Origin of the sequence: Gordonia sp. Z-3 (assembly GCF_036233855.1) — a bacterium.
Lineage (GTDB): Bacteria > Actinomycetota > Actinomycetes > Mycobacteriales > Mycobacteriaceae > Gordonia > Gordonia tangerina.
Genome location: NZ_JAZARS010000023.1, coordinates 1 through 22,704, shown reverse-complemented (window position 1 = coordinate 22,704; position 22,704 = coordinate 1). Strand labels below are relative to the sequence as shown.

Here is a 22,704-nt window from a genome sequence, read left to right as displayed (position 1 = left end):
TATCGAGACCTCCGGCGCCTGACAGCATCTCACCAAATCTCGATACGCCGACTCGCTGCCGCTCGCCGACTACTCGATCAACAGTTGGGCCGACTCGCTGCCGCTCCATCACCGGTTGGGTTGCAGCTACTTGATCAACGGTGGGGTCCGCCAGTGTCCTACCGCTCCACCGGTCGCAGGAGCGACTCGGCGGCGTCGACGATCGCCGGATGATCGAGGTCCAGTTCGTCGACGGCCACCACCTCCGGACGTACCCACGACGCGAGCACACTCCATTGCGGCCGGTGAAACGACCACCACGACACCGCGTCCCAGGCACGATCACCGCGCGCATCGGCCTCGGTATAGATCTGCTGACCCCACCGCTGAGTGACGGTCAGATTCCGTACGACGACCTGCGACGGTCGTAGCCCCAGGCGCACCAGGTGGGCGGGGTCGTCGAGGTCGAGTATGCGCAGGTCATCGGGCAGCCGAAACGTGCCGAGGGCACGACGAGCTCCCGGCAGCTGGGGGAACTCGAACATGTCATCCACCCAGGCACGCAGGTTGCCAAAGGATTCGCCGCAGGCGGCCTCCGCATGACGCGACAGATACCAGACATGCCGGTCGGGGTGATCGATACGTCCCCCGATCTGTGGCCGATGCTCGTACAGCGGGTGGCCGGGCCGTCCCGCGGCCGCCGAGTCGAGGTAGGGAAAGACCCGGTAGACCAGCACTCAGGCCGCCCCTCCCCACGCCTCGGCGTCGAGAGCCGTCAGGACCGCGGCCGCGCCGGACAACCGCAGCGCGTCGATCGGGCGCGCCCCGCCGAGGTGAACGTTCTGACTGATCAGCCACGTCTGTGCAGCTCGTTCACCCCAGATCAGCCGCGCGCGGGCGAAGATGTGCTCGAGGTCGATCAGCAGCGGCCCCGCGATCGGTCCCGGATACTCCTCACCGGAGATCCATCGGGTCGGCTGCGATCTGCTGACGCCGATGAGCTCGGCCAACCGCGCCTTGCCGAAACTGTCGGCGAGGTAGCTGACGCGGGCGGGTGCCAACGGATCGGCGGGATCGACGCCTCGTGGTCGTCGCGATCGAGGCATGTCGCGGACACGTGCTGAGGTCATGTCCCCATGCTACCCAACAGAATTGTTGGGTGGGTCAGTTCACGAGGCCCATCGCGATGCCGTCGAGGATGTCGTGTTCGCTCACCACCAGTTCACCGACGTCGGACCGCTCGGCGATCTCCCTCGCAAGTTCCGCCGTCACCAGCGCGCCGCCGCCGATCACGTCCACACGGCCCGGATGCATCGGCCCCAGTGCGGCGCGCTGCGCCCGGGTCATGTGCACCAGACGCTCGCACACCGCGCCGAGATCGGCGAAGGACATCCGTGACAGGTGGATCGCCTCCGGGTCGTAGTCGACGAGTCCGGCTCCCACCGCCGCCAGTGTTGTCATCGTGCCGGCCACACCGACCCAACTGTGCACGCCGTCGACGGCAACCGCGTCGAATGCCGGCGCCAACCGTGCGCGGGCGAACTCACGCGCCGCCGCGATCTCGGATTCGGTGGGCGGGTCGGAGGGCAGACACCGTTCGGTGAGCCGAACACAGCCGATGTCGGCCGAATGCGCGGCATGGACGCCACCCGCGTCACCGACGACGACCTCGGTGGAACCGCCGCCGAGGTCGGTCACCACGAATGGCCCGCGGGCGGGGTCCAACTCACCTACCGCACCAGCGAAGGAGAGTCGCGCCTCCTCGTCACCGGTGATCACCTCGGCCCGTGAACCCGGTACCACCGCACCAAGCAGCTCCGCGGTCATCGCGAAGAACTCATCACGATTGGCCGCGTCCCGCGTTGCCGATGTCGCGACCATCCGCACTCGTTCGACCCCCAGCGCGGACATCGTCGTCACGTAGTCGGCCAACGCGCTGCGTGTGCGTTCGATGGCCTCTCCGGCGAACCTGCCGGTCGCATCGACACCCTGCCCGAGCCGGACGACCCGCATCTCGCGGTGCAGATCGATCAGACGCCCGGTGTCGTCGGGCCGCGCCACCAGCAGTCGGATCGAATTGGTGCCGCAATCGACGGCGCCGACCACCGTCACCGGGCCACACCTCCGCTTCCCTGCTCCCCGTCGGCGCCGTCGGTGGCGTCGGTGGCGTCGGTGGCGCGCGGCCAGGCCTCCGGGATGGCGCTGCCGCGCAGTCCTTGCTCGGCGGCCAGCGCGACCGCCTCATCGCCGAGCGGATTGACTCCCGGGCCCTTGGCGAGCGAATGGGCCATCAACACGTGCAGACACTTCACCCGGTCGGGCATTCCGCCGCCGGAGAAGTCGGTACCCAGCGGTTCAAGCTCGTCACGCTCGGCCAGATACGACTCGTGCGCGCGCCGATAGGCCGCCGCCAACTCGGAGTCGGTGACCAGACGCGCCGTCATCTGCTTCATCACCCCGGCCGACTCCTGCCGACTCGCCTCGGCCGTCAACCGCGGGTCGGTGAGGTAGTAGAGCGTCGGGAAGGGAGTGCCATCAGGCAGCCGGGGCGACGTCTTGATCACCGCCGGGCGGCCGTCGGGCGTGTAGAAGCTCACCTCGATCACGCCACGCGGTTCGCGTCCGAGCTGTTCGGCGATGGTGGCGAGATCGGCGTCGGAGACACTCACTTGATGGTCGGTGGGGTCGACACGGACTCCCACAGATTGCCGTACCACGGGCTCCGGGCCCGCTCCTCCGCCTGCTTCTCGGCAGCAATGCGCGCATCGTCGCCGGGGAACATCATCACCAACGCCTTCTCCCCTGGCCGGACGAACTGTAGCCGCTCACGCGCCTCCGCTTCGATATAGGCCGGATCACTTTGTTCGTTGACCTTCTGCTGATAGTCGCTCACCTCAGACCGGAGCTGGTCGTTGCTCGCACGCAGTTGCTCGAACTCCGCCCGCTGCGAGAAGTACGTACGCACCGGCATCGCCAGCGTCAACGCCACGACGCTGACCACAAGCGCGAGCACGATCGCGCGCTTCGCGTCGAGCCCCTCCCAACGGGCGACCCACGCCGCACGGTCGATCCGACGCCGCGTGGCTCGCGACCGGTTCGACACCCGCGGGGCCCGCCGCACGACCGGCTGTTCGACCATGTCGCCGACACCGTCGTGCACCTCGTGCTCACCTGTCTCGGTGACCGAGAGACGTTGGGAGCGAGCCGACGCAGAACGAGCCGCCGTGGACCGGGACCGGGCCGGACCGCGCGTCCTGGTGCCGCGACGGTCCGCCCGCGTCCGATTACGCCGATCGCCTCGCTCCCGGCGCCCGCCCGATGTCATGGGTTCCAGCTAATCACGAACCAAACGAGAATCGTGGGAAGGCGAGGTCGCCCGCGTAGCGTGCCGCATCGCCCAGACCTTCCTCGATGCGCAGCAGCTGGTTGTACTTGGCGACACGCTCACTGCGGGCCGGTGCACCGGTCTTGATCTGGCCACATGCACATGCGACCGCGAGGTCGGCAATGGTGGTGTCCTCGGTCTCACCGGAGCGATGACTCATCATCGTCTTGTAGCCGTTGTTGTGCGACAGCGCCACGGCATCCAGCGTCTCGGTGAGCGAACCGATCTGATTCACCTTGACCAACAGCGCGTTGGCGACACCCTCGGAGATGCCGCGCTCGAGGCGCTCCGGGTTGGTGACGAACAGATCGTCGCCGACGAGCTGCACCTTGTCGCCGACCGCCTCGGTGAGCTTCGCCCATCCGGTCCAGTCGTCCTCGGCGAGTCCGTCCTCGATCGACACGATCGGGAAGTCGGTGACCAGCTTCTCGTAGAACGGCACCATCTCCTCGGTCGAGTAGTCGCGACCCTCGAGCTTGTACACACCGTCGCGGTAGAACTCGGTGGCCGCCGCATCGAGTGCGATCACCACGTCCTTGCCGAAGGAGTACCCGGCCTTCTCGACCGCCTCCCCGATCACGGTGATGGCCGCGTCGGTGTTCGGCAGATCCGGCGCGAAGCCGCCCTCGTCACCCAGCGCGGTGGCCAGGCCCTGCTTGGACAGCACCGACTTCAACGCGTGATAGACCTCGGCGCCGCAGCGCAGCGCCTCCTTGAACGTGGGCGCACCGACCGGGGCGATCATGAATTCCTGGAAGTCGATGCCGTTGTCGGCGTGCTCGCCGCCGTTGATGATGTTCATGCACGGCACCGGCAGGATGTGCGCGTTCGGGCCGCCGATGTAGCGGAACAGCGGCAGGCCGGCCGATTCCGCGGCGCCTTTGGCGACCGCCAGCGAGACCCCGAGAATGGCGTTGGCGCCGATGCGCCCCTTGTCGGGAGTGCCGTCACAGTCGAGCAGGGCCTGGTCGACGAGGCGCTGCTCCTCGGCCTCCAGGCCGATCACGGCAGGCGCGAGTTCGGCCAGCACACCTTCGACGGCCTTCGTGACACCTTTGCCGGCATACCGGTCACCGCCGTCACGCAACTCGACCGCCTCGTGTTCGCCGGTCGACGCGCCGGAGGGAACCGCGGCGCGGGTGAAGGTGCCGTCATCCAGAACAACTTCGACCTCGACGGTCGGATTGCCTCGCGAATCCAGGATCTCGCGCGCACCGACCTGCTCGATCATTGCCACAGTTCTAGCCCCTTTGTCCTCGACGGAACGACGCCACGTCGGCGCCGACAGGTACGCGTCAAAGCCTAATCGCTGCGCGCAACGCACACGCGGCAAGGGAGGGACTCGCGCGCTTACCGCTCGGTAGGGATCGCCACCGAAGGTCAGTAGCGGACGTTGATCGAGTACGCGTTGGCACGATCGCGCACGTCGAGGACATACGGGGTCGAGTTGTTGTAGACCTTGACGGCCTTTTCCCACCCTTCCGGCGTGGTCATGTCGCCGCCGGAGGACACACACAGGTACCGCGCAGCCGACAGCGCCGCGTCGTCGATGTTGTCGGGGTCCGGTCGTCCGTCTCCGTTGGCGTCGACGCCGTAGCGCTTCCATGTCTCCGGGATGAACTGGAATGGGCCCATCGCGCGATCGTGGACGGCGTCTCCGTCCATCGTGCCGCCGTCGGTGTCGTGGATCTGCATGTTGCCGCGCGTGCCGTCGAGAGCGACCCCGCGGATCGGCGGCGAGGTGTCGCCGTTGGCGGCGATGTCAGTGCCGCGATGGGTGCCGTGTTTGCTCTCCACGGCCGCAACCCCCGCCAGCGTCGTCCAGGCCAGCCCGCACTCGGGATGTTGCTGGCGCTGGATCTCGGCGGCGTTGCCGTAGGCCTCCATGGCGATCAGCGGGATGCCCGTCGACTCCGAGATCGGCCGCGCCCAGTCACGCAGCTGTTCGGCCGTCCGACCGGGTGCGTTGATGTCGATATACGGAGTCGGCGCTCCGGCGCCCGGTGGGATGCCGTCGGGGATGTCGGGGCGATTCAGCGACGGCAGATCCAGGCAGGCCGTTGCGGCCAAGGCCGTCACACCGACGATCAGCGGAGCGAGCACCAGCCGCCGCGTGGCCGAAAGCCGACCCATCCTCTGTCCTCCACTCACTACGCCACTCACGGGACCGGGCCCCCGTCGACTGAACAACTTCCGACCAAGACTTTCGGTTCCCGGTGCCCGGAGGTTACTGTCACGTGGTTAGCCTCACCAAACCACGCCGCGCGGGGTGACGGTGGCAACGACGCGAGACAGAGAGTCGGCATGGAGTACCTGGCTGCGGGTGGTGCACCCTCGGTTTTTGCACAGATGTTCGGCAGCGGACTCATCGGACTCCGCGAAGGCCTCGAAACGGGCATCGTGGTGATGGTCCTGATCGCATTCGCCGTCAAGTCCGGCCGCCGCGACGCCCTGAAATGGATCTGGGCCGGCGTGGCCGCGGCCGTGGCGATGGTCATCACGATCTTCCTGATCATCCACCTGGGCACGTCGACGGTCACCTCACTGACCGCCGAACTCATCGCGGGTCTGGCATCGCTGGTCGCCGTTGTCATCGTCACCGCCATGGTGTTGTGGATGAGCAAGGCCGCCGCACACATCTCCGCCGATCTGCGGACGGAGATGTCGGACGCCCTGCTCACCAGCGCCGCCTCGGTGTTGGGTCTGTCCTTCCTAGCGGTCGGCCGGGAGGGTTTCGAGACCGCATTGCTGATGGTGGGCTACGCCGAGAGTGTGTCGGGTGGCCTGTGGCCACTGCTCGGCCTGCTCGTGGGCATCGTGGTCGCGATCGTGCTGACCGTGATGCTCTACCGAGGGGCGGTCCGCCTCAACTTCCACACGTTCTTCCTCTACACCGGAATCTTCCTGATCTTCGTCGCTGCCGGCATCCTCGCCTACGGCATCCGTGCGTTGCAGACGGTCGGCTGGCTTCCCGGCGGCAACACACCCGCCTTCGACATCAGCTCGGCCTACGACCAGTCATCCTGGTACGGCACGATCCTCGCCGGCATCTTCAACTTCCGGCCCGATCCCACCGTTTTCCAGGTCGTGGCGTGGTGTGTGTACGTGGCGGTCGTGCTCACGTTGTTCCTACGCGCCAATCGTCGACCACCACCCGCCAAGCAGAACGCGGACACCCCGGCGCACTCCGAGCCGGTATCGGAAAGGAATCCCCGTTGAACCCGAGAAGTTCCACCGCGGTTGTGTTGCTGGCGCTAACCGTGTCCGCTCCCCTGCTGCTGGCCGGCTGCACATCCAAGGCCGGTTCCGACGGCGCGATCGCGGTCACGTCCTCCAACGACGCCTGCGATCTCGACGGCACCGACGCCCAGACCGGCGACGTGAACTTCACGGTCACCAACAATGGTTCCAAGGTCACCGAGTTCTACGTGTACGGCAACAACAATCGCGTCCTGGGCGAGGTGGAGAACATCGGGCCGGGCCTATCCGGCAACCTGACCGTCGAGGTCACCGACCCGGGCACCTACACGGTCGCGTGCAAGCCAGGCATGGTCGGCACCGGTATCCGTGAGGAGATCACGGTGTCCGGCGAGAAGAAGGACAAAGAAGAGGTCCCGGCGGATGTCAACGCCGCCAAGGAACGCTACCTCGATTATGTCCGCGGGCAGGTCGCCGGACTCGCCGCACAGGCCCAGATCTACGTCGACCACATCAAGGCGGGCCAGCTCGATGAGGCTCGCGCGATGTTCGGACAGGTGCGCACGTTCTATGAGCGCGTAGAACCGGTCGCGGAGTCGTTTCCCGACCTCGACCCGGCGATCGACATGCGTTGGGATGACACCGAGGGCGGCGAGCAACCCTTCACCGGCTTCCACCGCACCGAGCGAATCCTGTGGCCCCCGCAGGCACAGGAGGTCGGCGAGGGGCCGGGTCAGATCGCTCCCGATGACGCCGCCGACGCCACGGCCAACGACGATCAGGCTGCTGCCGACACCGCCGCGGGCGAACTGCTGGCCAACATCAACTCGTTGAAGGACGAGGTCGACAAGCCCGACTTCACCTTCGAGACCCGTCAGTTCGTCCAGGGACCGCAGGCGCTCATCGACGAGATCGCCGCCACCAAGGTCGGCGGCGAAGAGGACCGCTACTCGCACACCGATCTGTGGGACTTCGCGGCCAATGTGGACGGCGCCGAGACATTGATCGCGGAGATGCAACCGATCATCTCCGCCAAAGACCAGGCACTCATGGACCGGATCACCGCCCAATTCGCCGACGTACGCACCGCGATCGACCAGTATCGCGAGGGCGACGGATACGTCACCTACACGCAGGTGAGCGACGCGGAGCGCAAGGAACTGTCCAACAAGATCGACGCCCTGTCGGCCACACTGTCGCAGGTGCCCGGACTGGTACTGAGCTGATGACCGATCCCACCCCGACGCCGGACGAGTCGGCACCAGCGGATTCGGATGCATCCGGAACACCGACGAGGCAGCGCTTCTCGCGGCGGGCGTTGCTCGGTGGGGCCGGTGTCGGAGTGGTGGCGGCGGCCGCCGGCGGGGTCGCGGTGGGCCGTGCAACGGCTGCCGAGCAGGTGCCGCACACCTCGGGGGTCGTCCCGTTCCGCGGTGAACGACAGGCCGGGATTGTCACCGCCGTCCAGGATCGGCTGCATTTCGCCAGCTTCGACGTGATCACCGACTCCCGCGACGACCTGATCGCGATGCTCAAGACCTGGACGTCGGCGGCCGAGCGGATGACCCGGGGTGAGACCACCGTCGAGGACGGGGCTGTAGGACTCGGCGACTACACGCCGCCGGCCGACACCGGTGAGGCGCTCGGCCTCGGTGCCGCCAACCTGACCCTGACCATCGGTTTCGGGCCGGGACTGTTCGGCCCCAGCGCCTCGGATCCGCATCGTCGTGACCGATTCGGTATCGCCGACCGGAAACCCGCCGCGCTGGTCGACCTTCCCGCCTTCGCGGCCGAGAAGATCGAGCCGTCACGGTCTTTCGGCGACATCTGCATCCAGGCGTGTGCCGACGACCCGCAGGTGGCGGTGCACGCCATCCGCAACCTCGCGCGGATGGGGATCGGCGTCGTCGCGGTACGGTGGTCCCAGCTCGGGTTCGGGCGCACCTCCTCGACCACCCGGTCGCAGGAAACACCCCGCAACATGTTCGGGTTCAAGGACGGCACGGCCAACATCCGTTCCGACCAGACCGATGTGCTGGATCAATGGGTGTGGGTGGGCAAGGACGACAATCCCGCATCCGCGCAGTGGATGACCGGCGGCACATATCTGGTGGCCCGTCGAATTCGAATGGACATCGAGCCGTGGGACCGGGCCAACCTGCTCGAGCAGGAACAGATCATCGGCCGCACCAAAGGATCCGGCGCCCCGCTCGGGCAACAGGACGAGTTCGACACCCCCGACTTCAACGTGACCTCCTACGGCGCGCCGATGATCCCTCGAACCGCGCACGTGCGGTTGGCGCACCCGGACAATCTGGGCGGCATCCAGGTCCTTCGGCGCGGCTACAACTTCACCGACGGTTCGGACGGGTTCGGACACCTCGACGCCGGGTTGTTCTTCATCGCGTTCAACCGCGACAACGGCAAGCAATTCGTCCCGATGCAGCAAGTCCTGTCGCGGCAGGATGCGATGACCGAGTACCTGATCCCAAACGGATCGTCCACATTCGCCATCCCACCCGGGCTGCAACCCGGCGAATGGTGGGGTCAGGGCTTGTTCGAGGGGTGATCCGGCCCGTCACCGTCACTGTCACTCGCTGACCGGGCCCTGCCCCTCGCCGACCGGGTCCTGCCCCTCGTTCAACACCGACAGCCAGCCGTCACGGTCGCGCAGCGTCATCCCGGCAGCGTCAGCCCGCTTTTCGGCGTTCTGCACGTCCGCCATGAGGTCGCGAACGCGTTGCCGGACGACTTCTTCGATGCTCTCACCGCCGGGTTCCACCGCGACCCGACGGATTTGCTGATCGACAGTGTCCACCGGAAAGCCGGCAGCGTCGAGTCGCTCGAGCACCTTCTGTGCCAATGCCAGGGCCGGTGCGGTCGTGGCGATGCCATCGAGCACCGAACCCCGCTTCTTCTCGGCGGCCTTGCGTTCCTCCCACTCCCGGATCTGAGTCTCGAGATCGGCATGGGCACCCGAGAGCACCCCGGGGGTGCGTCCCCGCACCTTGTCGGTGAAACTGCGTGCCACATCGTCGATGTCGAAGGGACGGTCGGCGTCGTCGGCAGCGATACGCGCGTGAAAGAGCACCTGCAACAACAAGTCACCCAGTTCCTCGCGGAGCAGGTTCCGGTCCCCGTCGTCGATCGCGTCGAGGAGTTCGTAGCACTCCTCGAGTAGATAACGCCGCAAGGAGACGTGCGTCTGGGTGCTCTCCCACGGGCCGTTGCGCCGAAGGGTGTCCATCAGCGCGACGGACTCGAGCAGCGCCTCACCCGGCAGACGGGTGGCGCTGATGACTTCGTCGCCACGTTCGATCCGCACCCGCACCAATCGATGCGTCCGGTCGGAGGACAGCAACGTTGCGCCAGGGTCATCGCGTTCGGCCCACGAGGCCCCGGTGATCCCGAGGTCCCACAGGGTGGATGGATGGATGTCCTCGGTCACCGCGAGCGCTCCTGCCAGCAACGGCACCGCGCGAGTGGGCAACACGTCGGGGCGCATCGGGTCGAGCAGGATCACTGTCATCGGCGATCGGACTCCTTCGGACGCAGGTGCATCGAACGTATCCCAGGATGCGCCGAGACCGCTTCGGGACCCGCCGTTCCCGCATCCTGACCAACACCAGCAATCGCCGACCGTGCGCCCGCATTCGCCGACCGTGTCCCACCGTTCGCCGACCGTGTCCGAATTCCACAGGTCGTCCGCATTATCCACAGGTCATCGCCGATTCCGAGGAGCACGAAACCGATGCCCCTCGGTACACGTCTGATGGCCATGACACGAAATTCTGAAATCCAGGAAAAGCGGCTCGTCAGAAGACAGCGGGTGATCGAGCGCAGCGGCATGACGGTCGACGGTATCGAGGTGACGACTCCCGTTCGCACCGCGTATGACCCGGGTCGACAAGCACCGGACTGACGCGCCCTCGGCCGGCTCGACGATCTGGCGCGCGCGACTGACTTCTCGATCGCCGAGTTGCACACGTACGCCGACGAGCACAATGGTCACCGCGGCATACGACAACTGCGGTTACTCATCCCGCTCATCGACGGGCTGTCGGAGTCCCCACCGGAGAGTTGGCTTCGTCTGCTCACGATCCGTGCCGACCTCCCGACTCCGGAACTGCAGATTCGGGTGGCAGACAAGACCGGTCGGATCTACGCGCGAATCGACCTCGGCTACGAGAAGTACCAGATCGCGATCGAATACGACGGCGAGGACTTTCACTCGACTCCGGAACAGCGAGCTCACGACGCAGCCCGGGATGCCCAACTCGACGACGATGGTTAGATCGTCATCCGGCTAACCGCAGAGGATCTCCGAGTCCGGCCGTGGGAGGTCATCATGAAGATCGAGAGTGCACTCCGGTCGCGCGGTGCCTACTTCTGATCACCAACGAACGGAATCACACGCACGATCGACCCAACGCCCAACACGATCGACGCAACGCCGGACACGATCGACGCAACGCTGAGCACGATCGACGATCAATCCGGAGTCAGGTCAGGACGATTCGGGACGCAAGCCGAGCAGGAACGTCGTCAGGTAGTCGATCAGCTCTTCGTCGCGCAACCTCGCGGAGCCGACGCCCCCCGTGCGCGGGATGGGCAGGGTGATGACCGAGGTGGTCGCCCGGTAGCCCGCCGACGGATACAACCGCTTGAGCCGCACCTGCTCGCTGTCGAGCAGCGTCATCGGCGAGATCTTCACGCCCGTGCCCGCCAGCCCCACCTCGGTGACGCCACGCTCGCGACAACGCAGCCGGAACCGGGCAATCGACGCCAACCGGCGGGTCTCCTCGGGCGGCTCGCCGTACCGGTCGGCGAGTTCGGCCAGCACGCCGTCGACGGCGGCGTCATCAGTGGCCCCGGCCAGCTTCCGGTAAGCCTCCAGCCGCAGTCGGTCGGAGTCGACGTACTCGACCGGGATGTGCGCGTCCACCGGTAGGTCGATGCGAACCTCTGTGGGCTCACTCGACGCGACGGGCTTTCCGTCGGCGGCCGCCCGGTAGGCCTCCACCGCTTCACCGACCAGACGCACATACAGGTCGAATCCCACGCCGGCGACGTGACCGGATTGCTCCCCGCCCAACACATTTCCGGCGCCGCGCAATTCGAGATCCTTCAGCGCCACCGCCATGCCGGCACCGAGTTCGTTGTTCTGCGCGATGGTGGCCAGCCGGTCGTATGCCGTCTCCGTCAGCGGCCGCTCCGGGCTGTACAGCAGGTATGCATAGCCCCGCTCCCGGCTGCGTCCCACCCTGCCCCGCAGCTGATGGAGTTGCGAGAGACCGAGGTTCTCGGCCCGGTCGACGATCAACGTGTTCGCGTTGGAGATGTCGAGGCCGGTCTCGATGATCGTGGTGCACACCAGGACGTCGTACTCGCGGTTCCAGAACCCGGCGACGGTTCGCTCGAGCTGGTCCTCGTTCATCTGCCCGTGCGCCACCACCACCCGCGCCTCGGGCACCATCGCCGCGATGTCGCGGGCGGTCTTGTCGATGGTGGATACGCGGTTGTGGACATAGAACACCTGGCCGTCGCGCAGCAGTTCGCGCCGGATGGCCGCCGCGACCTGTTTCGACGAGTATCCACCGACGTAGGTGAGCACCGGGTGACGCTCTTCCGGCGGCGTCAGGATCGTCGACATCTCCCGGATGCCGGCCATCGACATCTCCAGCGTTCGCGGGATCGGTGTGGCCGACATCGTCAGCACATCGACGTGGGTGCGCAGGGACTTGATGTGTTCCTTGTGCTCCACACCGAAGCGCTGTTCCTCGTCGACGACCACCAGGCCTAGGTCTTTCCACGTCACACCGGTCTGCAGCAGTCGATGGGTGCCGATGACGACGTCCACGTCACCGGCCGCCATGGCATCGACAATCCCCTTGGACTCCTTCGCGTCGGTGAAGCGCGACAGTCCGCGCACCTTCACCGGGAAACCCGCCATGCGTTCGGTGAAGGTCTGCAGATGCTGTTGCGCGAGAATGGTTGTCGGCACCAACACCGCGACCTGCTTGCCGTCCTGAACCGCTTTGAACGCGGCACGAACCGCGATCTCGGTCTTACCGTATCCGACGTCGCCGACGATGACGCGATCCATCGGGACCGGTCGCTCCATGTCGGCCTTAACCTCCGCGATGACCGTCAGCTGGTCGACGGTTTCGGTGAAGTCGAAGGCGTCTTCCATCTCGCGCTGCCAAGGCGTGTCCGGGCTGAACGCGTGCCCGGGTGCCGCGTGCCGGGCCGCATAGAGTTGCACGAGCTCCCCGGCGATCTCCCGAACAGCCTTGCGCGCCTTACGTTTGGTGTTCTGCCAGTCCGATCCGCCGAGCTTGGACAGCGACGGTTGTTCCCCGCCGACATAGCGCGAGAGCTGGTCGAGCGCGTCCATCGGCACATACAGGCGGTCGCCGGGCTGACCGCGCTTGCTCGCGGCGTATTCCAGAACCAGATACTCGCGACGGGCTCCCGACACAGTTCGCTCGATCATCTCGACGAACTTGCCGATGCCGTGCTGATCGTGCACCACGAGATCGCCGGCACTCAATGCCAGCGGGTCCACCTGGTTACGACGTTTGGCCGGCAATCGTCGCCCGTCGCGCACCCCCGCGACCCGGTTGCCGGTCAGATCGGTCTCGGTGACGATGACCAATCCCGCATCGGGACAGACCAATCCGGCTCGCAAGGTGCCACCGAACACCGACACCTGGCCGGGCTCGGGACGGGTTCCGGGCTCGACGATGACGGCGGGTACCTCGGCGTCGGCCAGACGCTCGCCGACGCGCTGCGCCGTGCCCTTACCGGCCACGACGATGGCGGCGGACCCGCCGGTCCGCACATGCGCCCGCAGGCTCGCGAAGGTCGCGGCGATGTCGTCGTCGTTGCCGCGCGGAGCGGGTCCCGCGGCGAGGTCGAGCGACACCTCGTCGTCACTGCCGGTGGCGAGCGGACTCATCGTCCACCAGGAGCGTCCGGCCGCCACCGTGGTCTTCTCGACATCGTCGATGGCGCGATAAGCACTCGCCTGCAGGTCGATTCCGCCGCCGCCCGCCTCCCTCCCGTCGATCGGCGCATCGGCGCCCAGCGCCGCCGCGGTCCACGACGCCTCCAGGAACTCGGCGCCGGTCTGCGCGAGATCGGCGGCGCGCGTGCGGATCTTCTCTGGATCGAGCAAGAGGACTCCGGTACCGTCCGGCATGACCTCGGTGAGCAGCTGCATCCGGCCGTCGACCAGCATCGGGATGAGGGCCTCCATGCCCTCGACGGGGATGCCTTCGGCGAGCTTGGCGAGCATGTCCGCGAGAACCTTCTCACCGGCGTGCTCGGTGGCCAGATCGGCGGCGCGGGCACGCACCTGCTCGGTCAGGATCAGCTCGCGGCCCGGATGAATCCGCACCGACGACGCGTCGATCTCCGGCTGGCTACGCTGATCGGCCACCGAGAACGCCCGCATCTCGGAGATCTCGTCGCCCCAGAACTCGACACGCACCGGATAGTCGGCGGTGGTCGGAAAGACGTCGAGGATGCCACCGCGCACCGCGAACTCACCGCGCCGCCCGACCATGTCGACGCGCTCGTAGGCCATCTCGACCAGGTCGACGAGCAGTTGGTCGAAGTCGAGTTCGATGCCCTCGCGCAACTCGATGGTGCGCACCGACCCGAGGCCCGGCGCCATCGGCTGCACCAGCGAACGCACCGTGGTGACCACCACGCGCAGCGCGCTACCGGCGTCGGGCTCGGCGAGTCGATGCAGCACCGCGAGTCGTTGCCCAACGGTGTCGGCGCTGGGCGAGAGCCGCTCGTGCGGCAGCGTCTCCCACGACGGGAACTGCGCCACCGCGGCCGGGTCGTCGAGCAGTTCGGTCAGCTCGGTGGTCAGATCATCGGCTTCACGGCCGTTGGCCGAGACCACGAGCAGCGGCGCCCGCACGGAATCGTGCTGGGCGGCGGCCGCCAGACAGGCGACCACGAAGGGGCGGGCGGCGTCGGGCGCGGTGATGTCGAGTCGTTCCTGACCGCGACGTCCCAGCAGGTCCGCGATCGCCTTGTCGGCACACGTCAGCGCGGCAAGCCCGTGCAGGGCGGGGGTAGTCGACACTCCTGCGATTCTAACGGCGCGGTTTCGGCCCTCTCCGCACCACCCGCGACCTGGTCAGTCCACTGATCGTTGCAGGTAGACGCAGTCGATCCACTGGTCGAATTTGTATCCGACCGCAGGTGTGCGGCCGACCTCGACGAAACCGTTCTTCAGGTGCAGTGCGATCGACGCCTCTCCCCCGGTGGCGGCGATGACCGCGATGATCTGCCGAACATTGCCGGGTTCGGCGGCGTCGAGGAGCGCTGCGAGCAGACTCGTCCCGATACCACGCCCGCCGGCGCCGGGCCGTAGGTAGATGGTGTCCTCGGCCGTCCGGTCATAGGCTCGCTTGTCGCGGAACGGACCGAGGTAGGCGAATCCGAACACGTCCCCGGCGACGCCGACCTCGACACCGTCGGCCCCCACTCCGCTGCCCTCGGCGACGAGGAAGGGTCGACCCGCCGCGCGGATAGCTGCGATCTTGGCTGCCCAGTCCGCCGCGGTCGGTGCCTCGTAGTCGAAGGTGGCGACCGTGTGTTCCACGTAGTGCCGGTAGATGTCGGCGATGGCGCCGCAATCGGTGTCGGCGACGGGACGGATGGTGACCATGGTGTCGATGATGCCCGACAGCAGATCGGTCGGTCTCGCTCCGCTCAGGCCTGACCTTCGGCGGTGGTTCGATCGCGCGATTCCACGTAGTCGGGGCCGACGAGGTGCGGCGCCGGGTCCAACCGGGTCAATCCGTTCCAGCAGAGGTTCACCAGATGCGCGGCGACGACCTCTTTGGACGGTTCTCGCACATCGAGCCACCACTGCGCGGTCACCGACACCATCCCGACCAGGGCCTGGGCGTACAGCGGCGCCAGTGCGGGATCGAAGCCGCGACGTTCGAAGTCGCCGGCAAGGATGTGTTCGACCTGGCTGACCGCATCGTTGAGCAGACTCGAATAGGTCATGGTGTCGGTGGCGTCGGTGCGGTCACCGCGCACCAGGATGCGGAAGCCGTCGGTGCGTTCCTCCATATAGGTCAGCAGGGCCAGGGCGACCTGTTGGATGCGATACAGCGACCGGTTCTTGGTGAGCGAGGAGGTCACCATCTCCAACAGGGTCTCCATCTCCCGGTCGACGACGACCGCGTAGAGACCTTCCTTACCGCCGAAGTGTTCGTAGACGATGGGCTTGGATACTCCGGCGCGCTGGGCGATCTCCTCGACGGAGGTGCCCTCGAATCCTCGCTCGGCGAACAGTCCGCGGGCCACCTCGATCAGTTGGAGCCTGCGTTGGGCACCGGTCATGCGCGCCCGAGGCGCGCGCTGCACCTCTTCGGACGGATCGGTCGGCCGGCTCACTGCCATGCCCCAACCCTAACGACGACGGCCTCGGGTGGGGTAATCAATAGAGATGCTGACCTTGGAAGAAATCTCTGCACGCCTGGAGATACAGCAGGTGTTGACCGATTACTCGACCGCCGTGGACGCCGGACATTTCGATGACCTCGGAAAGGTCTTCACCGACGACGCCACCATCGACTACAGCGCGATGGGCGGTATCACCGGCGGTCTCACGGAGGTGAAAGCGTGGCTGGCCGAGGTACTCCCGGCCTTCTCGGCGTACTGCCACCTGCTGGGCAATCACGACATGCTTGTCGACGGCCACACCGCGTCCACGCGCACGCTGTGTCTCAACCCGATGCAGACGCCGGACAACTCGACCTTTCTGTTGGGACTCTGGTACGTCGACGCCTGGCGACATACCGAGGCGGGGTGGCGGATCACCGGGCGTCGCTTGGAGAAATGCTTCGACAAGCAATTGTGACCGTTTCGTCACCCGTGGACCAATTCTTTCGAGAATTGTTATCCGAAGATCATCAGCACAGCTCAGACGGCATTGTCGACGACCTGAACGAAAGCTTTCCGGCTACTGAGCATTCGCAAAACCCTCAGCGCAATGCATTCCGGCGTTAGGGTTGTGTGCGGTTCAGCTCCGGACGCCAGCCAGCGGTCTGCGACTGACAGGCCAGGCGTCGGGGTCGACGACGAGGGGGTTCGGTGTGCAGCTGTGGGACTACATCCAGGGTCACGCGGCGAATCTGACGTTCCTGACGTATCAGCATGCGTCACTGGCGTTCCAGACCGTCCTGGTGGGCACGATCGTCGCGGTGCTGACCGCGGTGGTGGTCTATCGGGCGCCATTCTTCTCCGCGTTCACGCTCACCACCAGTCGCGTCGCGCTGACGATTCCGTCGCTGGCGTTGCTCGCGCTGCTGATCGTGCCGTTCGGGCTCGGTGTGGTGCCGTCATTCATCATGCTCGCGTTCTTCGCGACGATGCCGATCATCGGCAATGCGATCGTCGGGTTGCGCTCGGTTCCTCCGTCGGTCATCGAGTCCGCACGCGGAATCGGCTTGCCGCGTTGGCGCATCCTGGTGTCGGTCGAATTGCCGATCGCCTGGCCGGTGATTCTCACCGGCATCCGGGTGTCCACCCAGATGATCATCGGCATCGCGGCGATCGTGGCCTATGTGCTCGGTCCGGGGCTGGGGTCGCTGATCTTCAGCGGCCTGTCGCGCCTCGGTGGAGCCAATGCGCTCGAGATGGCCCTGACCGGAACGATTCTCATCGTCATCATCGCCCTGGTGTTCGACGGACTGCTGGTCCTGCTCGGCCGCCTCACGATCTCCAAAGGACTGCAATGACTGAATCGTCAACCGCGTCAACGGCCCCCGCGCGTACGGTCACCGGGGCGTCGATCCACCTCGACGGCGTGATGAAACAGTACCGCGGGCAGGACAAGCCGGCGGTGGCCAGACTCGACCTGGAGATCGAGGCCGGCAACATCGTCACCTTCGTCGGCCCCTCGGGCTGCGGCAAGACCACCACGCTGAAGATGATCAACCGGCTGATCGAGCCCACCGAAGGCCGCATCCTGATCGACGGCCGCGATGTGACCCACGAGAACCCGGACAAGCTTCGCCAGAGCATCGGCTACGTGATCCAGTCCGGCGGTCTGTTCCCACACTGGTCGGTCGCCAAAAACATCGGTGCCATCCCGCGTGTGCTCGGCTGGGACAAGAAGCGGATTGCCGAGCGTGTCGAATACCTACTGGATCTGGTCGGGCTCGACGCGGCCGAATTCGCCGATCGCCTGCCCAAGGACATGTCGGGTGGCCAGCAGCAGCGGGTGGGTGTGGCACGAGCTCTGGCCGCCGACCCACCGATCCTGTTGATGGATGAGCCGTTCGGCGCGGTCGACCCGATCACCCGAGTGCGGCTGCAGGACAGCCTCATCGGCATCCAGCACGAGCTCGGCAAGACCATCGTCGTCGTCACCCACGACTTCGACGAGGCCACCAAGCTCGGCGACAAGGTCCTGATTCTTTCCGAGGGCGGCCACATCGAGCAGTACGCGCCTCCGGAGGACATCCTGGCCAACCCGGCCACCCCGTTCGTGGAGGATTTCATCGGTTCCGGTGCCACATTGGCGCACCTGACGCTGTCGCGGGTACGCGACGTCGAAGCAGCGCCGGTCACCACCGCCCGGGTCGGCGAGGATTCCCAGACCGTGCTGGGGCGCGCACACGCCGCCGGGCACACCTGGGTCGTGGTGGTGGACAACCACGGTCACCCGCGCGCCTGGCCGTCGCTGGATGAGCTGGCCGCGAAACCTCAGGTCTCCGACTACATCGATCGCCGTCTGCCGGTGGTGGCGCGATCATCGACGCTCAACGATGCCCTCGACTCGATGCTCGCCGCGAGCCAGGGCGGCACGCTGGTGACCGACGGACGCGGCGCCGTGGTCGGATCGTTGTCGATCGACACTGTCATGGAAGTGATCCGCGGCCAACTCTCCGAGGCACGTCCCGAGGAGGAACGCGACGGCTACATCGAACATGCCGAGGGTTCGTCGACCGACGAGATGCCGGTGATCGTGGCGGCCGATGACGAGGTCGACGAGCACTCATGAAACGACTGAGACGCCTCCCGATGGATGTGTGGTTCGAACCGCTCATCATCGTCGTGCTGCTGGTCGGTTACATCGTCTGGTATCAGGTGACGACGCTGACCGATACCGAGCAGGCTGCACTCGCCTGGGACAACCTGCGTGTGACCATCTATGACCACATCAAGCTGACCGTGGTGGCGACGGTGATCGTGGTGGCCATCGCCATCCCGTTGGGCATAGTGCTGACGCGGCCGTCGATGAAGTGGCTCAACCCGATCGCGGTCAACATCGCCAACATCGGCCAGGCCGCACCGGCGGTCGGTTTGCTGGTGCTGTTCACGTTCTGGCTGGGCACCGGATTCCGGACTGCGGTGGTCGGTTTGGTCGTGTACGCCGTGCTGCCGATCCTGCAGAACACGATCGTCGGTCTGCGTCAGGTGGATCAGCGCACCGTCGAAGCCGCGCGCGGTATCGGGTTGTCCGGCCTGCGCACCCTGGTGCAGGTGGAATTGCCGCTGGCAGTTCCGGTGATTCTCAACGGCGTTCGGACTGCGCTGGTCATCCTGGTCGGCACAGCAACACTGAGCACGTTCATCGGTGCGACCAGCCTGGGCACACTGATCACCACCGGCGTGACCCTGTTCCTTCCGAAACTCCTGATCTCTGGGGCGGTGCTGGTGGGTCTGCTCGCGTTGACCATCGACTGGCTCGGTCGCCTCGTCGAATTGGTCGCGACACCGAGGGGGATCGCGTGATCCGGCGGCGCCGCGGCGCGCGCATTCTCGTCGCCGTACTCGTTGCGGCGCTGGCGTTGGCCGGATGCGGTCTGGTCAGTTCATCGGGCACGTTCCGCAAGGCGTCGCTGCCGGACGGCGCCACTCCTCTCGCAGGCGCCGAGATCACGGTCACCTCGAAGAACTTCACCGAGAGCATCATCCTGGGCAAGATCGCCGCCACCTATCTGGCAGCCGCGGGTGCCGACGTCAACGACATGACCAATGCGCCCGGCTCCGCCTCGTCGCGGCAGGCGATGCTCAACGGCGCCGCGGACCTCACGTGGGAGTACACCGGCACCGCGTGGGTCACCTATCTCGGCGAGACAGAAGTCATCGCCGATCCGCAGGAACTGTGGCAACGGGTCCACGACGTCGAGCTGGCCGAGAACGACCTGGTGTGGTTGCCGCCGGCCAACTTCAACGACACCTACGCATTCGCGGCATCAACGCCGGCGGCCGAGCGGCTCGGGGTGGCCACCATGTCCGACATCACCCGATTGCCGGTGCCGGATCGCACGTTCTGCATCAACGATGAGTTCTTCAGCAGGCCTGATGGATTCCTACCGATGTTGCAGACCTACGACATGCCCTACAACACTCCGAATGGGGTCCCGACCGGCAATGTGACACAGATGGATTCGGGTGTGGTCTACACGTCGACCGCCAACAGCGCGCCATGCAACTTCGGCATGGTGTACACCACCGACGGCCGGATCAAGAACCTCAATCTTGTTGTGCTGGAGGATGACAAGAAGTACTTCCTGCCCTACAGCGGAACCGTGGTGGTACGCAAGGAGATCCTGGACGCACACCCGGAGATCGCTCCGCTGATGGAGGAAGTCTCGGGCCGGTTGACCGATGATGTCATGCAGGAACTCAACGGCCAGGTCGACATCGACGGCGAGGATCCCTCCGATGTCGCCTACGAGTGGCTCAAGAACGAAGGACTGATCGAGTAGGTACGTTCACCGATCCCGACTCGCACCCTTCTGAATCTGCACGATCTGCGCATCGGTGAGCGGCGCTCCCCACAGCGGATCGCGACCGTCGGCGCGGATGCCGTCGAGGATCAGGCCCAGGTATCGGCGCCAGGTACCCGGCGCCGTCGGGGCGAGACTCTCGGCAACCGTCCTGAGCATGGTGAGAATCGGAAAGAAGTCGTTCGCTTCGAGGTCTGGTCGGATCACCCCGGCCGCATGCGCCCGCGCCAGGACCTGCTGCAGCCGCTCGGTCAGCACCGCCTTCGCGGCGAGGATGTCCGGATGTGAGTGATCGATCGTCATGATCATCGTCGCGAGGCCGCGGTCGGCGGCCATCGACGACACCACGAGGGTCAGGATGTCGACGACGGCCTGCCACGGGTCCGACTCGTCGAGAGTCTCGCGAGCTCGTTCGGCGACCTCGGTGAGGTGTTGGGTGAGCACGCCGACGATCAGTTCGTCTCGATTGGCGAATCGTCGGTAAACCGTCCCCACCCCGACACCCGCATGTGCCGCCACATCGTCGAGCGTGACCTCCAGACCTCGCTCGGCGAACAGCTCGCGGGCGGACGCGATGATGCGCTGCCGGTTGCGTTCGGCGTCGGCGCGGAGTTTGCGTCCGCCGACCTCACCGTCGGTGGTGTTCATGCTCACAGAATAACAAGTGGAGGAATGATCTCCACATGACGTACGTTGGAGCCAACAACCGGAGGAACCACCTCCGCCTAAGACCTGGAGGCTTGGATGAGCATTGTCTACGACGACCTCGACGATCCATCCGTCGAGAAGGAAACCCACGAGGCGCGTCAGCATCGGCTGCGCTGGGTGGTGCTGGGCGTCCTCGCTCTGGCGCAGTTGATGGTGGTGCTGGACGCAACCATCGTCAACATCGCCCTGCCGCATGCGCAGGAGTCGTTGGGCTTCGGCAACGAGGACCGGCAGTGGATCGTGACCGCGTACGCACTGTCGTTCGGCAGCCTGCTACTGCTCGGCGGTCGCCTGTCCGACCTGTGGGGGCGGCGCACCACTTTCATCGCCGGTCTGATCGGTTTCGCGGTGATGTCGGCGATCGGCGGTGCCGCCGTGAACTTCGAGATGCTGGTCGCCGCGCGAGCCGGCCAGGGCATCTTTGGCGCCCTGCTCGCTCCTGCCGCATTGTCGCTGCTCACCACCACTTTCACCGATCCGTCGGAGCGCGGCAAGGCCTTCGGCATCTTCGGTGCGATCGCCGGCGGCGGGGGCGCTTTGGGGCTGCTGCTCGGCGGAATGCTCACAGAGTGGGCCGATTGGCGTTGGTGCCTGTACGTGAACTTGGTGATCGCAGCCATCGCACTGGTCGGTGCTGTCCTGTTCCTCGGACCGCACAAGGCCGATCACCGTCCGAAACTCGACCTGCCGGGCGTGGCCCTCGCATCGTCAGGCCTGTTCTCGATCGTGTACGGATTCTCCAATGCCGAGTCCAACGGCTGGGGTGACTGGGCCACGATCACCTGGCTGGTCGCCGGGGCCGCACTGCTGGCAGCGTTCGTCTGGTGGCAGTCACGCGCCGAGCACGCGCTGTTGCCGCTACGCGTGATCACCGACCGCACCCGCGCCGGGTCGTACCTGGTGGTGTTCATCGCCGGGATCGGCATGTTCGGCATCTTCCTGTTCCTGACGTATTACCTGCAACAGAACCTGGGATTCAGCCCGATCCGCACGGGCCTGGCGTTTCTGCCGATGATCGGCATGCTGGTGGTCACCGCCACCACCTCGACCGGTGTGTTTCTCCCCCGGTTCGGTCCGCGCTGGTTGATGGCGGCGGGCATGTTCATCGCGGCGGCTGGCATGCTGTTGCTCACCCAGATCACCGCGACGAGCTCATACGCCAGCCATGTGCTGCCGGCGCTGCTGATCATGGGAGTCGGCATCGGCGCATCGATGGCTCCGGCGATGCAGGGCGCGATCTCTGGTGTCTCGTCGGAGGACGCGGGCGTCGCATCCGCCACCGTCAACACCATGCAGCAGGTGGGCGGCTCGGTGGGCACTGCGCTGCTCAGCACGATCGCCGCGAGCTCTGCGGCAACGTTTGTGAGCGGCCACGCATCGCTGGCCACCGATCCGGCGCAGTTGGCCCAGCTGGCCGCTGTGCACAGCTACACGACCGCGTTCTGGGTGGCCGCTGCGGTATTCGCAGTCGGTGGACTCATCGCCGCACTGCTGGTTCGTAGCGGCGAGCTCCCGGTGGCTCCTGAGGGTGCGGCCGCCATGGCGCACTGATCCCGAGACTCACCCAGCAAGCGGTGTGTCATTTGCCACCGCTATGGGGCCACCTGGATTGCCACGAGCATGGGACCACCTTGGCGCGTTATTGAGGATGCT

At 66.1% G+C, this 22,704-nt stretch carries 23 protein-coding genes; 11 read left to right on the top strand and 12 right to left on the bottom strand.

The features are described from left to right. Positions 1-158: 158 nt before the first annotated feature. The 7 genes from VX037_RS21490 to VX037_RS21460 all read right to left on the bottom strand — a co-directional run bounded on the left by VX037_RS21490 (position 159) and on the right by VX037_RS21460 (position 5,497). Positions 159-716 carry an RES domain-containing protein gene (locus VX037_RS21490; RefSeq protein WP_266059675.1) on the bottom strand — a complete coding sequence of 186 codons (558 nt, stop codon included), beginning with the start codon at positions 714-716 and terminating at the stop codon, positions 159-161. Continuing rightward, positions 717-1,109, bottom strand: coding sequence for an MbcA/ParS/Xre antitoxin family protein (locus VX037_RS21485; protein WP_287014855.1), 393 nt, complete (start codon positions 1,107-1,109; stop codon positions 717-719). It abuts the gene before it with no gap. A gap of 34 nt (positions 1,110-1,143) precedes the next feature. Continuing rightward, positions 1,144-2,091: a Ppx/GppA phosphatase family protein gene (locus VX037_RS21480; protein ID WP_287014854.1), complete on the bottom strand. Its 948-nt coding sequence runs from the start codon at positions 2,089-2,091 to the stop codon at positions 1,144-1,146. After that, positions 2,088-2,648, bottom strand: a complete 561-nt coding sequence (locus tag VX037_RS21475) for a DUF501 domain-containing protein (protein WP_266059679.1) — start codon at positions 2,646-2,648, stop codon at positions 2,088-2,090. The genes VX037_RS21480 and VX037_RS21475 overlap by 4 nt, the downstream gene beginning before the upstream one ends. Further along, on the bottom strand, positions 2,645-3,304 hold the full coding sequence (locus VX037_RS21470; RefSeq protein WP_442903731.1) for an FtsB family cell division protein: 660 nt from the start codon (positions 3,302-3,304) through the stop codon (positions 2,645-2,647). The genes VX037_RS21475 and VX037_RS21470 overlap by 4 nt, the downstream gene beginning before the upstream one ends. A 13-nt stretch (positions 3,305-3,317) precedes the next feature. Next, positions 3,318-4,601, bottom strand: coding sequence for a phosphopyruvate hydratase (gene eno, locus VX037_RS21465; protein ID WP_235725352.1), 1,284 nt, complete (start codon positions 4,599-4,601; stop codon positions 3,318-3,320). A 143-nt stretch (positions 4,602-4,744) separates the two neighbouring features. After that, on the bottom strand, positions 4,745-5,497 hold the full coding sequence (locus VX037_RS21460; protein ID WP_287014852.1) for a lytic transglycosylase domain-containing protein: 753 nt from the start codon (positions 5,495-5,497) through the stop codon (positions 4,745-4,747). Positions 5,498-5,668: 171 nt separating this feature from the next. Here VX037_RS21460 and efeU point away from each other — a divergent pair, with 171 nt between their 5' ends. The 3 genes from efeU to efeB are packed head-to-tail and all read left to right on the top strand — an operon-like array spanning position 5,669 to position 9,131. After that, positions 5,669-6,583 carry an iron uptake transporter permease EfeU gene (efeU, locus tag VX037_RS21455; RefSeq protein ID WP_266059683.1) on the top strand — a complete coding sequence of 305 codons (915 nt, stop codon included), beginning with the start codon at positions 5,669-5,671 and terminating at the stop codon, positions 6,581-6,583. After that, positions 6,580-7,788 (top strand): iron uptake system protein EfeO, encoded by a 1,209-nt coding sequence (efeO, locus tag VX037_RS21450; protein WP_266059684.1) that lies wholly within the window; start codon positions 6,580-6,582, stop codon positions 7,786-7,788. Before efeU ends, efeO begins: the two co-directional genes overlap by 4 nt. Next, the gene (gene efeB / locus VX037_RS21445) at positions 7,788-9,131 is read left to right on the top strand and encodes an iron uptake transporter deferrochelatase/peroxidase subunit (protein WP_266059685.1); all 1,344 of its coding nucleotides are present in this window, start codon (positions 7,788-7,790) and stop codon (positions 9,129-9,131) included. The genes efeO and efeB overlap by 1 nt, the downstream gene beginning before the upstream one ends. 21 nt (positions 9,132-9,152) lie before the next feature. Here the strand turns inward: efeB and VX037_RS21440 are convergent, their stop codons facing one another. Next, positions 9,153-10,091: a MazG family protein gene (locus tag VX037_RS21440; RefSeq protein ID WP_266059687.1), complete on the bottom strand. Its 939-nt coding sequence runs from the start codon at positions 10,089-10,091 to the stop codon at positions 9,153-9,155. Positions 10,092-10,313: 222 nt separating this feature from the next. On the opposite strand from VX037_RS21440, the gene VX037_RS21435 reads away from it, so the two are divergent. Then, positions 10,314-10,484, top strand: a complete 171-nt coding sequence (locus VX037_RS21435) for a hypothetical protein (protein WP_266059688.1) — start codon at positions 10,314-10,316, stop codon at positions 10,482-10,484. A gap of 57 nt (positions 10,485-10,541) precedes the next feature. After that, entirely contained in the window at positions 10,542-10,856 is a 315-nt protein-coding gene (locus VX037_RS21430) for a hypothetical protein (RefSeq protein WP_266059689.1), read from the top strand. A 213-nt stretch (positions 10,857-11,069) separates the two neighbouring features. On the opposite strand, the gene mfd is transcribed toward VX037_RS21430, so the two are convergent. From mfd to VX037_RS21415, 3 genes are read right to left on the bottom strand one after another with little or no spacing between them, the layout of a single operon-like run. Next, entirely contained in the window at positions 11,070-14,666 is a 3,597-nt protein-coding gene (gene mfd, locus VX037_RS21425; protein ID WP_266059690.1) for a transcription-repair coupling factor, read from the bottom strand. Between the two features lie 54 nt (positions 14,667-14,720). Further along, positions 14,721-15,254 carry a GNAT family N-acetyltransferase gene (locus tag VX037_RS21420; protein WP_266059692.1) on the bottom strand — a complete coding sequence of 178 codons (534 nt, stop codon included), beginning with the start codon at positions 15,252-15,254 and terminating at the stop codon, positions 14,721-14,723. Between the two features lie 44 nt (positions 15,255-15,298). Then, positions 15,299-16,000: a TetR/AcrR family transcriptional regulator gene (locus VX037_RS21415; RefSeq protein WP_235725349.1), complete on the bottom strand. Its 702-nt coding sequence runs from the start codon at positions 15,998-16,000 to the stop codon at positions 15,299-15,301. A gap of 46 nt (positions 16,001-16,046) precedes the next feature. On the opposite strand from VX037_RS21415, the gene VX037_RS21410 reads away from it, so the two are divergent. The 5 genes from VX037_RS21410 to VX037_RS21390 all read left to right on the top strand — a co-directional run bounded on the left by VX037_RS21410 (position 16,047) and on the right by VX037_RS21390 (position 20,322). Next, positions 16,047-16,460 carry a nuclear transport factor 2 family protein gene (locus VX037_RS21410; protein WP_235725348.1) on the top strand — a complete coding sequence of 138 codons (414 nt, stop codon included), beginning with the start codon at positions 16,047-16,049 and terminating at the stop codon, positions 16,458-16,460. A 235-nt stretch (positions 16,461-16,695) separates the two neighbouring features. Beyond that, positions 16,696-17,340 carry an ABC transporter permease gene (locus VX037_RS21405; protein WP_235725347.1) on the top strand — a complete coding sequence of 215 codons (645 nt, stop codon included), beginning with the start codon at positions 16,696-16,698 and terminating at the stop codon, positions 17,338-17,340. Continuing rightward, positions 17,337-18,608, top strand: a complete 1,272-nt coding sequence (locus tag VX037_RS21400; RefSeq protein WP_235725346.1) for an ATP-binding cassette domain-containing protein — start codon at positions 17,337-17,339, stop codon at positions 18,606-18,608. Before VX037_RS21405 ends, VX037_RS21400 begins: the two co-directional genes overlap by 4 nt. Beyond that, positions 18,605-19,342, top strand: a complete 738-nt coding sequence (locus VX037_RS21395) for an ABC transporter permease (RefSeq protein WP_266059693.1) — start codon at positions 18,605-18,607, stop codon at positions 19,340-19,342. The genes VX037_RS21400 and VX037_RS21395 overlap by 4 nt, the downstream gene beginning before the upstream one ends. Further along, positions 19,339-20,322 carry a glycine betaine ABC transporter substrate-binding protein gene (locus VX037_RS21390; protein ID WP_235725344.1) on the top strand — a complete coding sequence of 328 codons (984 nt, stop codon included), beginning with the start codon at positions 19,339-19,341 and terminating at the stop codon, positions 20,320-20,322. Before VX037_RS21395 ends, VX037_RS21390 begins: the two co-directional genes overlap by 4 nt. Before the next feature lie 6 nt (positions 20,323-20,328). Here the strand turns inward: VX037_RS21390 and VX037_RS21385 are convergent, their stop codons facing one another. Beyond that, complete coding sequence (locus VX037_RS21385) at positions 20,329-20,991, bottom strand: TetR/AcrR family transcriptional regulator (protein WP_235725343.1); 663 nt, start codon at positions 20,989-20,991, stop codon at positions 20,329-20,331. 96 nt (positions 20,992-21,087) lie between these two features. On the opposite strand from VX037_RS21385, the gene VX037_RS21380 reads away from it, so the two are divergent. Then, entirely contained in the window at positions 21,088-22,602 is a 1,515-nt protein-coding gene (locus VX037_RS21380) for an MFS transporter (protein ID WP_266059694.1), read from the top strand. The last annotated feature ends 102 nt before the right edge of the window (positions 22,603-22,704 follow it).

What these genes read in the sequence shown, in the direction of transcription:
- VX037_RS21485 (WP_287014855.1), bottom strand. Translation starts at nt 1,109, where the DNA reads ATGACCTCAGCACGTGTCCGCGACATGCCTCGATCGCGACGACCACGA.
- VX037_RS21435 (WP_266059688.1), top strand. Translation starts at nt 10,314, where the DNA reads ATGCCCCTCGGTACACGTCTGATGGCCATGACACGAAATTCTGAAATC.
- VX037_RS21410 (WP_235725348.1), top strand. Translation starts at nt 16,047, where the DNA reads ATGCTGACCTTGGAAGAAATCTCTGCACGCCTGGAGATACAGCAGGTG.
- VX037_RS21400 (WP_235725346.1), top strand. Translation starts at nt 17,337, where the DNA reads ATGACTGAATCGTCAACCGCGTCAACGGCCCCCGCGCGTACGGTCACC.
- VX037_RS21440 (WP_266059687.1), bottom strand. Translation starts at nt 10,091, where the DNA reads ATGACAGTGATCCTGCTCGACCCGATGCGCCCCGACGTGTTGCCCACT.
- efeB (WP_266059685.1), top strand. Translation starts at nt 7,788, where the DNA reads ATGACCGATCCCACCCCGACGCCGGACGAGTCGGCACCAGCGGATTCG.
- VX037_RS21380 (WP_266059694.1), top strand. Translation starts at nt 21,088, where the DNA reads ATGAGCATTGTCTACGACGACCTCGACGATCCATCCGTCGAGAAGGAA.
- efeU (WP_266059683.1), top strand. Translation starts at nt 5,669, where the DNA reads ATGGAGTACCTGGCTGCGGGTGGTGCACCCTCGGTTTTTGCACAGATG.
- VX037_RS21470 (WP_442903731.1), bottom strand. Translation starts at nt 3,304, where the DNA reads ATGACATCGGGCGGGCGCCGGGAGCGAGGCGATCGGCGTAATCGGACG.
- VX037_RS21420 (WP_266059692.1), bottom strand. Translation starts at nt 15,254, where the DNA reads ATGGTCACCATCCGTCCCGTCGCCGACACCGATTGCGGCGCCATCGCC.
- VX037_RS21415 (WP_235725349.1), bottom strand. Translation starts at nt 16,000, where the DNA reads ATGGCAGTGAGCCGGCCGACCGATCCGTCCGAAGAGGTGCAGCGCGCG.
- VX037_RS21460 (WP_287014852.1), bottom strand. Translation starts at nt 5,497, where the DNA reads ATGGGTCGGCTTTCGGCCACGCGGCGGCTGGTGCTCGCTCCGCTGATC.
- VX037_RS21395 (WP_266059693.1), top strand. Translation starts at nt 18,605, where the DNA reads ATGAAACGACTGAGACGCCTCCCGATGGATGTGTGGTTCGAACCGCTC.
- VX037_RS21385 (WP_235725343.1), bottom strand. Translation starts at nt 20,991, where the DNA reads ATGAACACCACCGACGGTGAGGTCGGCGGACGCAAACTCCGCGCCGAC.